We start from the raw sequence: 14,287 nt of genomic DNA on the forward strand, positions 1-14,287 counted from the left end.
ATTTTTGTAGTAAGAGACCAAATGTAGGAAAACGTTACAAAAAAAGTTAAAAAAAATAATTTCGTGCTAAAATTTTAATAGTGGTTTGCTACTTTTGCATAAAAATTCTATCATGCCTTCATTCTTAAAACTTATAATTAAAGAGGTTAAACGCGAAACTGCAGATGCTGTTTCGATTCTTTTTAATGTTCCTGAAGAACTAAAATCTGACTATAAATTTATAGCTGGTCAATATATAAATTTAAAATTAACTCTTGATAATCAAGAAATTAGACGTGCATATTCTATTTGCTCTGCACCAGATAGCGGCGAATTAAGAATTGCTGTAAAAGCAGTAAAAAATGGTCTTTTTTCTCAGTTTGCTAATACAAAACTGAAAGCAGGAGATGTTCTTGAAGTAGGTCAGCCAGAAGGTAAATTTACTTTTGAACCAGATGCTGAAAGACAAAAAAACTACGCGGCTTTTGTTGCAGGAAGCGGAATTACTCCGGTTCTTTCTATCATAAAATCGGTTTTAAAAAATGAACCAAAAAGTTCATTTGTATTGGTTTACGGAAATAAAACTCCTGAAGGTACAATCTTTCATCAAGAACTTCACGATCTGCAATTACAATATGTAGGCAGATTTTTTGTCCATTATGTGTACAGCCAAGCAAAAGCTGAAAATGCTTTATTTGGAAGAATTGAAAAATCGGCTGTGAATTTTGTTTTAAACAACAAACACAAAGAACTTCAATTTGATAAGTTTTTCCTTTGCGGACCAGAAGAAATGATTAACACCGTTTCTGATGTTTTGAAAGAGAAAAATGTAAAAGAATCTGCAATTAAATTTGAGTTGTTCACCTCTTCTTCTGAAGAACATGAAATTCAAGGTTCTCAAGAAGGGCATACAAAAATTACTGTTTTGGTAGACGATGAAGAAACTACTTTTGAAATGTCTAAAAAACAAACTATTCTTGATGCAGCTCTAAAACAAGGTGTTGACGCTCCTTATTCTTGCCAAGGCGGAATTTGCAGCAGCTGTTTAGGCCGTGTTACAAAAGGAAGCGCAGAAATGACTAAAAATTCTATTTTAACAGATAGCGAAATTGCTGAAGGTTTAATTTTAACTTGTCAGGCACATCCAACATCAGAGACCATTTATGTTGATTACGACGATGTTTAATCTGTAAAATTCCAATATCAAAAATTCCAAATTCCAACTTTACAATTGGGGTTTGGAATTTTTTTTGTTTAATTGCGTTATTTCTAATCTTTGCCAAACTTTAAAACTTTGTCAAAGATCTGACTTGGAATTTGGAATTTAAAAAATTGAAAATTAATTGTTTATGAAATCTGTACGAGAAATTTTTAGAAATAAAGAATATCTTTTGGAAGAACCAGAAGTTATGAAGCTGGTGGATTACTGCGAAGAACTTCAGGATGAAATTGTTGAATTTAAATTTCAAAAAACCGACAATAAAGAACTTGCTTTACTCGACATGATCAAAGAAGTTATAAAAGGATGTGATGCCATCGAAAGAGAACAAATGGAACATGAACGCTACGGTTATGACGCACCAAATTATCAGGAAACCATTACAAATCTAAAAAGTTACATTTACAGTCGCTGCCGTGATGAGAAGATTTGGCTCTAATTGAAATAAAAGCAAAATTTTGACGAAATATTGCCGATTTTTCATTAAATTAGGGGTATAATTATGGCAATCTCAATCTCATAATCTGAGAATTTGTAGAGCTAAATCAAATTTGTCAAAACATTTAAAACATTAAATATCATGACAGCTCACGTTCAACACTTTCATTTATATCTATTTATTATGCTTGTTGTAACTGCTTCGCTATGCGTTCTGGCAGTTATTATAAAAATGAAAAACAAAAAAGGTCCGAAGTTACTCGAAAGAGAAAAATACAATTCAACTTTGACCGAAAAAATGGTAGAAGTAAAAAAGACAGATTCGAATATTTTTAATATCTGGCCTTATGTAAGCAGACTTAAATCGGCTAAAATTTTATCTAAAAAAATTAAAGATCATGACTTAATTTATAAAATTTATAGAGATTCATCCGATAAATTCGAACATATTCTATTGTCAACCGAAGACAAAAATAATTTTGTTACTATTATAGTAAACAAAAAAAGAAAAAAAACTATCGGATATTCTTTCCTCGATTCTGATGAGAGATACGATTTAAATAAAAATATTGCTTAAATATTATTTTTACCAGCAATACTCCAACCGGGAAAAACATTTACAGAAACAAACGAAAGAAGCTCCAGAGAAGCGACTATATTATGAAAAAATATGTCGCTTCTCTGGAGCTTTAATATTGTAGACATTATTCTTTGCTATAAATATTTCGCTTCTCCGAAGCTTGCAAGTAACTATCGTTTTTGCCTATTTTCTAAATATTTATAAAAGCTGTTCTGTAAGTTTGTCAACAACCTGTTGCGGTAAAATTGTCCTCATCGCGTCCTCATATCCCTCAACAACTTTATTGCCATAAACTGAGGTTGGCAATTGTGGATATTGATTTCGGTCTGAAGTCAATGCATTTTCTAAAGTTTGATTAAATGGCAAAAATCCTGCGTACGGATGTGTTGCGCCCCAAAGAGTAACCACTTTTACGCCTAACATTGCTGCGATATGTGCATTTCCAGAGTCCATAGAAAGCATTACATCGAGATTGCTGATCAATTGTAATTCATGCTGAAATTTAATTTTTCTAGCCATATTAATTACATTTTCAAATGGTTGAGCAAGAGAATCTAAAATTTCGATTTCTTTTTTTCCTCCACCAAAAAGCAAAATTTTATATGATGAATTTTCAGCCAATTTTTCAATTACCTCTTTCATTAAGTCCAAGGGATAAACTTTAGAATCATATTGTGCAAAAGGCGCAATTCCAATAAGCTTTTGATTTTCATTTCCGATAATCTGTAAAATATCAGAACTTAAAACTGCTTTTTCAGGAAATGCTGGTTTCGATAAATCTAAAGGAAAACCTAACTCTTCAAACACTTTTGCATGTCTTTCAAACATGGTCGGCAATTGTTTGAAAATCTTGTTTTCTTCACGCGTTAATTCTTTTTTTCCTTCTCGGCCTTTATCAACGGTTGCTCTTTTTTTTCCGCTTAAAGCGAAAAGCAAACTCACAATCTTAGATCTTAAAACATTATGAAGATCTGCAAAAGCATCAATTTTCAATTTTTTTACGTCTTTATATAAGCGCACAAGACCAGGAAAACCTTTATGCCTTTCTTTTTCATCAAAAGCAAAAAACTCGAGATTAGGAATTCCGTCAAAAAAAGGTTTAAAAAATGGGCGAGAAATAACGGTTAGTTTTACCGTTGGATATTGTTTTACAAAAGTGCGTAAAACAGGAACCGTCATGGCGACATCTCCCATTGCGGATAGTCTCATGACGGCTATATGCTTAATTTTGCTAGACAAGTCTGCCAAATTATTATTTTTTATTTTGATATAAAACTGGGTTCAAATCATCATCGTTGTACATTTTCATTTGTTTGTACACTTTCATGAATTTATCTCCGTTTTCGATATCTGTCAATAATTCTTCAATTGCTGTAGATAAATCTGTTCTTTGTTCTAAAAGAATATTTAATTTTTCCTGACATTTATCTCTGTGTTCCTGAGAAGCTTCAGCACGATTAGCTTCTTCATTCATATGATAAATTTTTAAAGCCAAAATAGACAATCTGTCAAAAGCCCAAGCTGGACTTTCAGAATTGATTTTGGCTCCGTCTTTTACTTTAACATCACTGTACTTTTGTAAAAAGTAGCTATCTATATATTCCACCATATCAGTACGTTCCTGATTTGATGCATCAATTCTTCTTTTTAAAGTTAATGCCGCAACTGGATCAATCTGCGGATCACGAATAATATCTTCAAAATGCCATTGAACGGTGTCAATCCAGTTCTTTAGATATAACAAATGCTCGAACTTATCTTTTGAATAAGGATTATTTATCGGCTGATCTACATTATCAAACTGGTGATAATCTTTGATGCTTTGCTCGAAAACAGAATATGCTAATTTTGAAAACATGTTTTTATTTTTTTATAAAACAAAGATACTTTTTATACTTTTATACTTTGAAAAAAAATAGCAATTTTTCAATTATTCTTAAAAAACAATTGCTCTTCTAAAAAAATAATATGAAAATCCATTATATCTCTGAGAACAACAGTGTCTTAAATCATTTTTTAGGTCAGATTCGAAATGTAAATGTTCAAAACGACAGTATGCGTTTTCGTAGAAATATTGAACGCATTGGAGAAATTATGGCTTATGAATTAAGCAAAATTTTACCTTATAAAAAAGTTGAAATTCAGACGCCTCTAGGAATTAAGAACACTACAGAAATTGATGCCGATTTGGTATTATGCCCAATTTTAAGAGCTGGATTGCCCCTTCACAATGGGTTTTTAAATTATTTTGATCATGCCGAAAACAGCTTTGTTTCTGCCTGCAGATATCATCCAAATAATGATGATGAATTTGAAATTCGAGTTGAATATCAAGCCATTTCAGATTTAAATAATAAGACCGTTCTGCTTCTTGACCCAATGCTGGCAACTGGACAATCAATTGTTGCTGTTCATAAAAAATTAGTAGAAAATGCAACTCCAACAGAAATACATATTGTTGTTGTTATTGCTGCTCCAGAAGGAATTGCTTACCTAGAAAAAAATCTTCCAGAAAACTGCCACTTATGGGTTGCTTCTTTAGACGAAAAACTAAACGAAAAAAACTACATTGTTCCAGGACTTGGCGACGCTGGCGATCTTGCTTACGGAAGCAAATTATAACTGAGAGAAAAAAGTAAATAAACTACACACAATCAAGGTATAATATACAATTTCGTTGTTAAGTTTCTGCTGTACATATTCGACATGACTTGCTGCCATTATTGTTAATGGCGCAATACTGAACAATAATAAATCGTTACTTTTATTTGGCGAAATAATGTAAACAAAGACTGCTATAAAAAAACAAGCGACAACTTTCTTGTATGAAGAATGTACAATTTGTGGTCTGTTGGACAGCGTCATTAGCATGGAAGTAACAAAAAAGAGCGCTCCAGCTGTATATATAGAAAGTGCTGCGTTTTCGTAATTATTCTTAAAATAATCTATTCTAAAATCGACTACAGCTCTTTCTTGAATGAAAGTTACAGCATCAATATTCAATATTAATGATGTCATGTAGAATAAAATTATTACGGCCAAAAGTGCTATAAAAGGCAAAACCCAGTTTCTATAATCTCTTGAAACGTGAAAAATAATAGAGATATAAACCAATATAATAAAGAGAATACTCCAAAATTGAAATAAAGAAGCTACAAAAATCCAAAATGCGGCATCAAATATTTTTTCTTTTGATGCTTTTAGAGATTGCAGCGAAACTAATCTTCGAAGCGCCAATAAAATGAAAAAATTAGCATAGACAACATTTGAATCATTAAAGATTGTTGGAAAAAATAAAATGAACAACAAGTAGAAAAGTATCGCGTAACCGTTGTCTTTACTAAGTCCGTTCTTTTTTACAATAAAATTAATCATAAAAAAAGAAGCCAAAATAAAGCATAACAAACTCACTTTTTGAAAAGCCAAAAAATAAGAAGTAACCCAAGATGGGTCTTTAATTTGGAACATAAAAAAGAAAACCAGTATTAAAATTACAACCAATGAATAATTTAATGGTGTAGATTTTTTAAAAACACTTGTTATCATAAGGATATTTTATACTTTTGTGATTGTAAAGATAATACTTGTTTAAAAGGAAAAACCTAACAAGTTGAAAAAAGATTTGGTTTACCGAATTTTATCTTCAAAGCATTACACAACAATAAATAACATATAATTTTTAAAATTATGACAGCTTTTTTTGAAGGAATTCAATACCTATTTGTTAACATTTTGTTTGCTCCTCTTGACTTTTTACGTCATTTAGAATTAATTACTTGGTTTGGTGCAAACACTATTAACTGGATTTTTATGATCATCTGTGCATGCGCAATCGTTTATTGGATTAAACAATTACGTATTTTTGATGACGCTGGAACAGAAAACCAAGATACAACGGCTCATTCATTTTTAAAATAAAAAACCAAACCCTTTAATTAAAAAGGGCTTGTGAATTTATTTTTAGATTAAATCAAAACCGATATCTTTTCTAAAATACATCTTATCAAAGCTTAGTTTATCTATGTTTTGGTAAGATTTTTTTATGGCCTCCTGGAAATTATCTCCATAAGAAGTTACAGCAATTACACGTCCTCCATTAGTAACGACATTTTCTCCATCTAATTTTGTTCCCGCGTGAAAAACTATAGAATCTGTAACATTTTCTAAACCAGAAATTACTTTTCCTTTTTCGAAATCTTCAGGGTATCCGCCAGACACTACCATTACAGTTGTTGCACTTCTTGGATCAACTTCTAAATTAAACTCTCCTAATTTCTGATCTGCAACAGACAAGAACAATTCAACCAAATCTGATTTTAATCTCGGAACCACAACTTCGGTTTCAGGATCTCCCATTCTTACGTTATATTCAATAACGATTGGTTCGTTTTTAACATTGATTAAACCAATGAAAACGAATCCTTTATATTCTATTCCATCTTTTTGGAAACCTTCGATTGTTGGCTTTACAATGCGTGTTTCAATTTTTTCCATTAAAACAGCATCAACATAAGGAACTGGAGAAACTGCTCCCATTCCGCCTGTATTTAAACCTGTATCTCCTTCTCCAATTCTTTTGTAATCTTTTGCTGTCGGAAGAATTTTATAGCTTTTCCCATCTGTTAAAACGAAACAGCTTAATTCGATTCCGTCCAAGAATTCTTCGATAACAACTTTTGCACTTGCTGTTCCAAATTTTGCATGAACCAACATATTTCTCAATTCTGTTTTTGCTTCTTCAAGATCTTGAATAATCAAAACACCTTTTCCAGCTGCTAATCCATCTGCTTTTAAAACATAAGGCGGCTGTAATGTTTCTAAAAACTCACATCCTTTTTCAACTGTTTCAGCAGTGAAACTATCATAAGCTGCAGTTGGAATATTATGTTTCATCAAGAATTCTTTTGCAAATTCTTTACTTCCTTCTAATTGAGCACCCAATTTTGATGGTCCAATAACCGGAATATGTTTTAAACTTTCGTCTTTTTTAAAATAATCGTAAACTCCTTTTACTAACGGATCTTCTGGTCCTACGACTACTAAACTTATATTTTCTTTAAGCACTAATGCTTTTACTGCTTCAAAATCAGTTGGAGATATCGCAACGTTTTCAGCAATTGCAGCAGTTCCTGCATTTCCAGGTACTACAAAAAGTTTTTCGCAAAGCGGACTCTGAGTCATTTTCCACGCAAATGCATGTTCTCTTCCGCCTGATCCCAATAGTAAAATTGTCATGGTGTAGTTGTATTTAGTTGTGCTGCAAAAATACTTGCTTTTGTACGTAAAAAATAATTAAATCTTTAAAAAGTTGTTGAATCATTCCGAAACATTATTTTTGACGAAAATTATTCTAAAAAATGATTCGCCTTTTTGATATTTCGCTTCAATTAAATGGTTTTCCTATAAAGAAAGCCAAAACCGAATTGGATAAAATTGTTCATTTTTCTGAAGAAGAATTTGCTTCGTTTCTTCAAAACAAAAAAGCAGAAATTGTTGATTTTCATTTAAAAAACAACCTTTTTTACAAAGAGTTAGCAGGAAATACAACCGCACAAAATTGGGAAAACCTTCCAATTTTAAACAAACAAAATCTACAAAAACCGCTGGAAGAAAGGCTTTCAAAAGGCTATTCTAAAAAATCCATTTACCTCAACAAAACATCTGGTTCAAGCGGAACGCCTTTTGTTTTTGCTAAAGATAAATATTCACATGCTTTAACTTGGGCTTCCAACATTATGCGCTTTGGCTGGTTTGGAATTGATTTTAACCATTCCTATCAGGCACGTTTTTATGGAATTCCAATGGATTTTATTGGATATCAAAAAGAACGTTTCAAAGATTTTTTGAGTCATCGTTATCGTTTTCCCGTTTTTGATTTGTCTGATGAAGTGTTGGAAAAATTTCTGCAAAAATTTAAAACCAAAAAATTCGATTACCTCAACGGATATACTAGTTCTATTGTTTTGTTTGCCAAATATTTAGAGCAAAAAAATATTGTTATAATTGAAATCTGCCCCACCTTAAAGGCTTGTTTTGTTACTTCGGAAATGCTTTTTGAATCGGATAAAAAGCTTTTAGAAAAGCAATTTGGCATTCCGATTATCAGCGAATACGGCGCGTCTGAATTGGATTTGATTGCTTTTGAAAATCCAAAAGGCGAGTGGCAAGTTAATGCCGAAACCCTTTTTGTCGAAATTTTGGATGAAAACAATAATCCTGTTCCACATGGAACAGAAGGGAAAATTGTAATTACTTCTTTATTTAATAAAGCCAATCCTTTCATTCGATATGAAATTGGCGACATCGGAATTTTGGATGAAAAAAGTACACCTCAAAAACCAATTCTGAAAAAACTTATTGGAAGAACCAATGATGTTGCCGTTTTGCCAAGTGGTAAAAAATCTCCAGGTTTGACCTTTTATTATGTAACCAAAAGCATTATTGAAGATGATGGAAACGTCAAAGAATTCATTATCAAACAAACTAAATTAGATACTTTTGAAATTGAATATATTTCTGAAAATGAATTAGTTTCAGAACAAATTCAAAAAATAAAAGAAGCAATTGATTTATATTTAGAACCGAATTTAAACTTCACTTTTACTCGAAAAACAGTTTTAGAAAGGACCAATCGCGGGAAACTAAAACAATTTAAATCTTATTTATAAAAAATAAATAAAATCTTACATTTGTTTTTTTTAATTAAAAACTTATGGAAGATCAATCTTTACTTTCTGAAGAAACAATTTCTAATAAAATATATTTTATCCGTGGTCAAAAAGTGATGCTTGATCGTGATTTGGCTTTGCTTTATGAAATAGAAACTAAAGTTCTAAAACAATCTGTTAAAAGAAATTTATCCCGATTCCCGGAAGATTTTATGTTTGAACTTACTAAAATAGAATATGATTCTCTAAGGTCACAATTTGTGACCTTAGAGAAAGGAAGAGGTAAATATCAAAAATATCTGCCTTTTGTTTTTACAGAACATGGAATTTTAATGCTTTCAAGTATCTTAAAAAGCGACAAAGCAATTCAAACCAATATTCAAATTATGAGGATTTTTACGAAAGTGAGACAGATGCTTTTAGATACAACTGAAATTAAAGTTGATATTCTTCAAATTCAGAAGAAATTAGAGAATCATGATAAAAACATAGAGTTGGTTTTTTCTTATTTGGATGAATTGACTGAAAAGAAAGAAAATGAGTCTGAAAGAGTGAAAATTGGATATAAAAAATAATTCTCTAAGGTCGCAAATTGCGACCTTGAAGGATTTTAAATCTTCTTTATATACTTTGATTTGATTATCAATTGGGTAAACAAAAACCTCGTCATCAATAAAACAGAAAATAAAAAATTATATCTGTGGAATTCTCTATAAACTCCAAAATTATGTTTGATCAATTTAAATTTTGAAGAGGAAACAGAATCTTTTCTTATTCTGTAAAAAGCTAAAGATTCTGGAACTGGTTTTGCTATTTTAATTTGTTTTAAAATTGTAAGCCATATTCTCCAATCTTGTCTTTTTTGCGATGTCTCCAAGATAATTTTCCCAAAATAATCCGCGTCATAAATAGCAGTCAAATTGCCAACATAATTGCAGAAAAACAATTGTTTATAAGTCAAGGGATTTGGTGATTCAACTCTTCTATTCAAATCATTTCCATCCTCATCAATAGAATCGTAAAAGCTGAAAGTAAAGTGTAAATTATTTGCTTTTAAAAAATGAATCTGTTTTTCTAATTTCTCAGGAAACCATAAATCATCCGCGTCCAAATAAGCTATATATTTTCCTGTGGCTTTTTCTAAAGCAGCGTTTCTGGCAAAACCATTTCCGCGATTTTGTGGTAGTTTGAAAAGCTTTATTCGGCTGTCTTTTTTTACAAATTCTTCAATTATAGCAACCGTATTATCTGCAGAAGCATCATCAACCAAAATCATTTCCCAATTTGTATAGATTTGATTTTGAGCTGATTCTATTGTTGATCTAATGAACTTTTCAGTATTATATGTTGGAGTTAAAATAGATACTAAATCGTTCATTAGAATTGAATTTCTTTCAAAGTTGAATGTTATTTAATGTAGCTTGAAAAATCTTTATGTTCTTCTTTAGCAAGTTCTTCAGGAGATAATGATTTGAAATACTCATAGGTAATTTTCATTCCCTCTGCACGGTTTACTTTTGCTTCCCAACCCAGCAATTCTTTTGCTTTTGTGGTATCGGGCTGACGCTGTAATGGATCGTTTATTGGCAATGGATGATAAACAACTTTCTGATTTGTTCCTGTCAGTTTTATGATTTCTTCTGCAAAATCTTTGATCGTGATTTCGTCTGGATTTCCAATATTTACTGGATATACATAATCTGAATGCAACAATCTATAAATACCTTCAACTTGGTCATCAACATAACAGAAAGAACGCGTTTGCATTCCGTCTCCAAAAATTGTTAAATCTTCTCCGCGTAATGCCTGACCAATAAATGCTGGAATTACACGTCCGTCGTTTAATCGCATTCTTGGTCCGTAGGTATTAAAAATACGAACGATTCTAGTTTCTACGCCATGAAAAGTATGGTACGCCATTGTTATAGATTCCTGAAAACGTTTTGCCTCATCATAAACACCACGTGGGCCAATTGTATTTACGTTTCCATAATATTCTTCTGTTTGCGGATGCACCAAAGGATCTCCGTAAACTTCTGATGTTGATGCAATCAAAATTCTAGCTTTTTTTACTCTCGCCAATCCAAGTAGATTATGCGTTCCTAAAGATCCTACTTTCAAAGTCTGAATCGGAATCTTTAAATAATCAATTGGGCTTGCCGGCGAAGCAAAATGCAATATATAGTCTAAATCTCCAGGAACATGAACAAACTTAGTAATATCATGATGATAAAATTCAAAGTTTTCTAGTTTGAATAAATGTTCAATATTTTTAAGATCTCCTGTAATCAGATTATCCATTCCGATTACAAAATAACCTTCTTTGATAAATCTGTCACATAAATGCGATCCTAAAAAACCTGCCGCTCCTGTAATAAGTATTCTTTTCATGTTAATTGTTTAGCCAACGCAAATGTAGTTGATTTGAAAAGTATTTTTTGTTTATAATTTCAATTTATCTTGCTTTCAGTAACTGTTGATATTCTTTAAATTTTATATCAACAAATTCTCTTATCTCATTTTCAAATCGTTGTTTTGAAAATTTAATTGCATGTTCGCGAATTATTTTAGGATCAAAATTTTTAGTTCCAAAATGAATTACTGCTTCTTTAATTTTCTCTGCAGTTTGTTCGTCAAAGAAAATTCCTGTTTGATTCTCAACAACTGTTTCTAAAGTACCGCCTTTTGATAAAGCTATAACAGGAGTTCCACAGGCTTGTACTTCAACTGGAATAATTCCAAAATCTTCTTCTGCTGCAAAAATAAAAGCTTTTGCTTTTTGCATTAGGCTGCGGAGTTTTTTGTTTTCGACAAAACCAACAAATTCTATATTGCTTTTGGCAACTTTTTTGAGTTTTTCTAATTCTGGTCCTTCGCCAGCAACAATCAATTTTAAATCGGGCAATTCATTAAATGCTTCTACTGTCAATTGTATTTTTTTGTAGGGAACTAGTCTTGAAGCTGTCAGATAGTAGTCTTCTTTGGTTTCTTCTAAACTAAAAAAATCAACATCAACTGGAGGATAAATTACAACAGAATCCTTATTGTAGGTCTTTTTAATTCTTTGCGCAATATACTTAGAATTGGCTATAAAATAATCTACATTTTCTGAATTAGAAAGATCCCATTTTTGCATTTTATCTAAAACAAATTTTGCATATAAACCTTTTAAGCCTTTAGTTAATCCAGCATCTTCTAAGTATTGTTCCCGTAAATCCCAAGCGTAACGCATTGGTGAATGGCAATAACAAATATGAAGCTGTTCTTTTTTTACTTTTATTCCTTTTGCTACTGCAGAAGAAGAACTTATTATTAAATCATAATCACTTAAATCAAATTGTTCGATTGCAATAGGAAATAATTGAAGAAATTTTCGATGATTTTTTTTAACGGTTGGGAATTTTTGAATAAAACTTGTTTTTACTTTTTTTCCGTTTAAAATAAAATTTCTGTCTTCGTCACTCAAAAAGTCAATTAATGCAAAATGGTCAAAATCATTCCAAACTGAATTTATAGAATGAATCACTTTTTCAGCTCCTCCATTTACATAATACCAATCACTGATTAGGGCTTTTTTCAATTTGTCTTTTTATTTTTTAGATTTTCAACTATAGAAATGTAAGCATCAGATGCTGCTTTCCAACTAAACTTTTGAGATGCCTCAAATGAGCGTTTGCATATATCTTTATAGTTATCTGAATGTGCTAATTTTTCTATTTTTTGCGCTAATTCCACTGCATTATCTGTTTTAAAAAACAATGCAGTATCATTATATAATTCTCTGTATACTGGAATATCCGACAAAATGCATGGCGTATAAACACTCATTGCCTCAATTGCCGTAAGTCCAAAACCTTCGTAAAAAGAAGCATTTATAAGTCCTTTCGCTTCTGATATTTCCCTCATTAATTCAGCATCAGAGATTTCATTTAAGAACGTTATATTAGAATCAAACTTCAAAGAATCAGTATTAAATATATTATCAAATGAATTTCCAATAATTTTGAGTTTGTATTTATTTGAATCTAAAAGCTCAAAGGCTTCCAAAATTACTTTAATATTTTTCCTCGAATTTAAAGAATTTACTGCTATAAAGTAATCTCCTTTTTTATATTCTTCTCCATTAAAATTTAAAAAACTAGCCAAATAAACAACCTCTATTTTTGACTGCTGAATATCTGGATAAAACTTTAAAATTTCCTTTTTAGAAAAATTACTGACCGTTATAATTTTTAAAGCATTTTTCAAATTAAAGAAAAACAAAATATTGTAAACTAAAACAAATTTCCAATTAAACCAGCTTCTATTTTCCTTTACTGCCATATCATGAATGACAATTAAATTTTTCTTGAAAAGAATGGGAGCTGTATTGCAAAAATTAATTAATAAAGAAACTTTATTTCTAAATAAAAAAAGAGGTAGCTCAATTTGCTCCCAGAAATATCCTGAAAAATAACCAAATTTCACACAATTAAATGAATCTGCATTTGGATTTACAAGTGTTTTTTTAGGACATAAGAAAACGACTTCTTCCTTATAATGTTCTTGAAAATATTTACTTATTTCTGTCGCTACTCTCTGAACTCCAGTACTTTTTTGAGTTAAAAAACGACCGTTGACAATTATTTTATTTTTCATCATTAATCGTATTTTCGGGTTCAATTACAAAGATGCAGCAAAACCATAAAAACAAATAAATTCCTAATTGTCTGCTTAAGATATTTTCAAATAAACTTTGAAATGAAAAAATTAGAATAAAAAAGAAAGAATAAACATTTTTGTTTTTAATAAAGTTCCAAAATTGTATTGCGAATATTCCTAAAAATAAAGTGAGGCCAATAAAACCATAAGAAACGAAGAACCAAATATATTGATTATGAGTATTATAATTGTAATTATTTTTTCCGATCCACCAATACGGACCACTTAAAACTTCTTTAGAATTATAACAATCTATTAGTTTTTTATCAACTTCTTCGCTACTGAAAGTTCCGGTTAAATAGTTAAAATCCTGTTCATCAATTATATTTTTTGCGCATTTCCAGATTACAGTTCTTGGTTCGCCTTTTTCTAATACTAATCTTTGTAACGTATATTCATTTGTTAAAATTACAACAGTTATAATACTTAAAATACCTAAAAAAAGATAAATGCTTTTTCTTTCTTTTAGAAAGAAAAAAAAGCATAATAAGATCGAAATGCCCATTGCCAATCTTGCAGCAATAATGAATAACGTAAATATTATTAAGCCTATATATACGTATAAAAGACTTCTTTTAAATATAGAATGATCCAGTAAAAATTTTATACAAAAAATTGATAATAAACAATTTAAAGAAAAATAAGGTCTTTCAATAATAAATTTATTTTCGACTAATGCATTAAAACTTTCAAAACTTTTTG

At 30.6% G+C, this 14,287-nt stretch carries 16 protein-coding genes; 7 read left to right on the plus strand and 9 right to left on the minus strand.

Annotated elements, in window-relative coordinates:
- Nucleotides 1-112: 112 nt before the first annotated feature.
- The 3 genes from ACFO3N_RS02305 (at nucleotide 113) to ACFO3N_RS02315 (ending at nucleotide 2,213) form a co-directional block, all read left to right on the plus strand.
- Nucleotides 113-1,165 carry a 2Fe-2S iron-sulfur cluster-binding protein gene (locus tag ACFO3N_RS02305; protein ID WP_379795056.1) on the plus strand — a complete coding sequence of 351 codons (1,053 nt, stop codon included), beginning with the start codon at nucleotides 113-115 and terminating at the stop codon, nucleotides 1,163-1,165.
- Nucleotides 1,166-1,328: 163 nt separating this feature from the next.
- Entirely contained in the window at nucleotides 1,329-1,637 is a 309-nt protein-coding gene (locus ACFO3N_RS02310; protein ID WP_379795057.1) for a hypothetical protein, read from the plus strand.
- A 231-nt stretch (nucleotides 1,638-1,868) separates the two neighbouring features.
- Nucleotides 1,869-2,213: a hypothetical protein gene (locus ACFO3N_RS02315; protein WP_379795058.1), complete on the plus strand. Its 345-nt coding sequence runs from the start codon at nucleotides 1,869-1,871 to the stop codon at nucleotides 2,211-2,213.
- Between the two features lie 201 nt (nucleotides 2,214-2,414).
- Here the strand turns inward: ACFO3N_RS02315 and ACFO3N_RS02320 are convergent, their stop codons facing one another.
- Both ACFO3N_RS02320 and ACFO3N_RS02325 read right to left on the minus strand, forming a co-directional pair.
- Entirely contained in the window at nucleotides 2,415-3,425 is a 1,011-nt protein-coding gene (locus tag ACFO3N_RS02320; RefSeq protein ID WP_379795059.1) for a glycosyltransferase family 9 protein, read from the minus strand.
- 43 nt (nucleotides 3,426-3,468) lie between these two features.
- Nucleotides 3,469-4,074, minus strand: a complete 606-nt coding sequence (locus tag ACFO3N_RS02325) for a DUF4254 domain-containing protein (protein ID WP_379795060.1) — start codon at nucleotides 4,072-4,074, stop codon at nucleotides 3,469-3,471.
- Nucleotides 4,075-4,184: 110 nt separating this feature from the next.
- Here ACFO3N_RS02325 and upp point away from each other — a divergent pair, with 110 nt between their 5' ends.
- Entirely contained in the window at nucleotides 4,185-4,838 is a 654-nt protein-coding gene (gene upp / locus ACFO3N_RS02330) for a uracil phosphoribosyltransferase (protein WP_379795061.1), read from the plus strand.
- Here upp and ACFO3N_RS02335 read toward each other — a convergent pair.
- Nucleotides 4,833-5,762 (minus strand): DUF6427 family protein, encoded by a 930-nt coding sequence (locus ACFO3N_RS02335; protein ID WP_379795062.1) that lies wholly within the window; start codon nucleotides 5,760-5,762, stop codon nucleotides 4,833-4,835. The genes upp and ACFO3N_RS02335 overlap by 6 nt on opposite strands.
- A 141-nt stretch (nucleotides 5,763-5,903) precedes the next feature.
- On the opposite strand from ACFO3N_RS02335, the gene ACFO3N_RS02340 reads away from it, so the two are divergent.
- On the plus strand, nucleotides 5,904-6,134 hold the full coding sequence (locus tag ACFO3N_RS02340; RefSeq protein WP_041519835.1) for a DUF6341 family protein: 231 nt from the start codon (nucleotides 5,904-5,906) through the stop codon (nucleotides 6,132-6,134).
- 42 nt (nucleotides 6,135-6,176) lie between these two features.
- On the opposite strand, the gene purD is transcribed toward ACFO3N_RS02340, so the two are convergent.
- A complete protein-coding gene (gene purD / locus ACFO3N_RS02345) occupies nucleotides 6,177-7,451 on the minus strand; it encodes a phosphoribosylamine--glycine ligase (protein WP_379795063.1) in 1,275 nt (424 codons plus the stop codon).
- 122 nt (nucleotides 7,452-7,573) lie between these two features.
- On the opposite strand from purD, the gene ACFO3N_RS02350 reads away from it, so the two are divergent.
- Nucleotides 7,574-8,884 (plus strand): phenylacetate--CoA ligase family protein, encoded by a 1,311-nt coding sequence (locus ACFO3N_RS02350; RefSeq protein WP_379795064.1) that lies wholly within the window; start codon nucleotides 7,574-7,576, stop codon nucleotides 8,882-8,884.
- Nucleotides 8,885-8,928: 44 nt separating this feature from the next.
- Nucleotides 8,929-9,459, plus strand: a complete 531-nt coding sequence (locus tag ACFO3N_RS02355) for an ORF6N domain-containing protein (protein ID WP_379795065.1) — start codon at nucleotides 8,929-8,931, stop codon at nucleotides 9,457-9,459.
- 35 nt (nucleotides 9,460-9,494) lie between these two features.
- Here ACFO3N_RS02355 and ACFO3N_RS02360 read toward each other — a convergent pair whose 3' ends face one another.
- From ACFO3N_RS02360 to ACFO3N_RS02380, 5 genes are all read right to left on the minus strand, one after another.
- The gene (locus tag ACFO3N_RS02360; RefSeq protein WP_379795066.1) at nucleotides 9,495-10,262 is read right to left on the minus strand and encodes a glycosyltransferase family 2 protein; all 768 of its coding nucleotides are present in this window, start codon (nucleotides 10,260-10,262) and stop codon (nucleotides 9,495-9,497) included.
- Nucleotides 10,263-10,291: 29 nt separating this feature from the next.
- Nucleotides 10,292-11,275, minus strand: a complete 984-nt coding sequence (locus tag ACFO3N_RS02365; RefSeq protein ID WP_177211503.1) for a UDP-glucuronic acid decarboxylase family protein — start codon at nucleotides 11,273-11,275, stop codon at nucleotides 10,292-10,294.
- 64 nt (nucleotides 11,276-11,339) lie between these two features.
- Complete coding sequence (locus tag ACFO3N_RS02370; RefSeq protein ID WP_379795067.1) at nucleotides 11,340-12,464, minus strand: glycosyltransferase; 1,125 nt, start codon at nucleotides 12,462-12,464, stop codon at nucleotides 11,340-11,342.
- A complete protein-coding gene (locus tag ACFO3N_RS02375) occupies nucleotides 12,461-13,525 on the minus strand; it encodes a glycosyltransferase family 4 protein (protein ID WP_379795068.1) in 1,065 nt (354 codons plus the stop codon). The genes ACFO3N_RS02370 and ACFO3N_RS02375 overlap by 4 nt, the downstream gene beginning before the upstream one ends.
- Entirely contained in the window at nucleotides 13,512-14,090 is a 579-nt protein-coding gene (locus ACFO3N_RS02380; protein ID WP_379795069.1) for an O-antigen ligase family protein, read from the minus strand. The genes ACFO3N_RS02375 and ACFO3N_RS02380 overlap by 14 nt, the downstream gene beginning before the upstream one ends.
- Nucleotides 14,091-14,287: the final 197 nt, after the last annotated feature.

Source organism: Flavobacterium chungangensis, from assembly GCF_042654045.1.
Lineage (GTDB): Bacteria > Bacteroidota > Bacteroidia > Flavobacteriales > Flavobacteriaceae > Flavobacterium > Flavobacterium chungangensis.

Bases quoted from the DNA above. Each gene is read 5' to 3' on its own strand.
- ACFO3N_RS02360 (WP_379795066.1), bottom strand. From the start codon at position 10,262: ATGAACGATTTAGTATCTATTTTAACTCCAACATATAATACTGAAAAG.
- ACFO3N_RS02315 (WP_379795058.1), top strand. From the start codon at position 1,869: ATGAAAAACAAAAAAGGTCCGAAGTTACTCGAAAGAGAAAAATACAAT.
- ACFO3N_RS02335 (WP_379795062.1), bottom strand. From the start codon at position 5,762: ATGATAACAAGTGTTTTTAAAAAATCTACACCATTAAATTATTCATTG.
- ACFO3N_RS02350 (WP_379795064.1), top strand. From the start codon at position 7,574: ATGATTCGCCTTTTTGATATTTCGCTTCAATTAAATGGTTTTCCTATA.
- purD (WP_379795063.1), bottom strand. From the start codon at position 7,451: ATGACAATTTTACTATTGGGATCAGGCGGAAGAGAACATGCATTTGCG.
- ACFO3N_RS02320 (WP_379795059.1), bottom strand. From the start codon at position 3,425: ATGAGACTATCCGCAATGGGAGATGTCGCCATGACGGTTCCTGTTTTA.
- ACFO3N_RS02325 (WP_379795060.1), bottom strand. From the start codon at position 4,074: ATGTTTTCAAAATTAGCATATTCTGTTTTCGAGCAAAGCATCAAAGAT.
- ACFO3N_RS02375 (WP_379795068.1), bottom strand. From the start codon at position 13,525: ATGATGAAAAATAAAATAATTGTCAACGGTCGTTTTTTAACTCAAAAA.
- ACFO3N_RS02365 (WP_177211503.1), bottom strand. From the start codon at position 11,275: ATGAAAAGAATACTTATTACAGGAGCGGCAGGTTTTTTAGGATCGCAT.
- ACFO3N_RS02310 (WP_379795057.1), top strand. From the start codon at position 1,329: ATGAAATCTGTACGAGAAATTTTTAGAAATAAAGAATATCTTTTGGAA.
- ACFO3N_RS02340 (WP_041519835.1), top strand. From the start codon at position 5,904: ATGACAGCTTTTTTTGAAGGAATTCAATACCTATTTGTTAACATTTTG.
- ACFO3N_RS02305 (WP_379795056.1), top strand. From the start codon at position 113: ATGCCTTCATTCTTAAAACTTATAATTAAAGAGGTTAAACGCGAAACT.
- ACFO3N_RS02380 (WP_379795069.1), bottom strand. From the start codon at position 14,090: ATGGGCATTTCGATCTTATTATGCTTTTTTTTCTTTCTAAAAGAAAGA.
- upp (WP_379795061.1), top strand. From the start codon at position 4,185: ATGAAAATCCATTATATCTCTGAGAACAACAGTGTCTTAAATCATTTT.
- ACFO3N_RS02355 (WP_379795065.1), top strand. From the start codon at position 8,929: ATGGAAGATCAATCTTTACTTTCTGAAGAAACAATTTCTAATAAAATA.